The organism is Corynebacterium sp. HMSC062A03 (genome assembly GCF_001811145.1).
Taxonomy (GTDB): Bacteria; Actinomycetota; Actinomycetes; order Mycobacteriales; family Mycobacteriaceae; genus Corynebacterium; species Corynebacterium aurimucosum.
The window spans coordinates 1-343 of sequence record NZ_KV803684.1 but is presented as its reverse complement, the minus strand read 5'-3'; the positions used below and the strand labels follow the sequence as shown (position 1 = coordinate 343).

1 rRNA gene is annotated in these 343 nt (G+C 50.4%); it reads right to left on the bottom strand.

The features are described from left to right. A 23S ribosomal RNA gene (locus tag HMPREF2781_RS07930) occupies positions 1-333 on the bottom strand; the annotation flags it as partial. Positions 334-343 lie beyond the last annotated feature (10 nt).

Here is a 343-nt window from a genome sequence, read left to right as displayed (position 1 = left end):
CATTGGGGCCCACAACACCGCACACACAACCCCTACCAAGTATCACATGCACACGGTTTAGCCTCATCCACGTTCGTTCGCCACTACTAGCAGAATCATATTTTATTTTCTTCTCCTACGGGTACTGAGATGTTTCACTTCCCCGCGTAAACCCCCACAACAGCTATGAATTCACTGAAGGGTAACACCCCATAACAGGTGCCAGGTTTCCCCATTCGGACATCCTCGGATCAACGCTTTATTGACAACTCCCCGAGGCTTAACGCAGCCTTACACGTCCTTCATCGGCTCAGCATGCCAAGGCATCCACCATGCGCCCTAAATAACGAACACACAACCAACA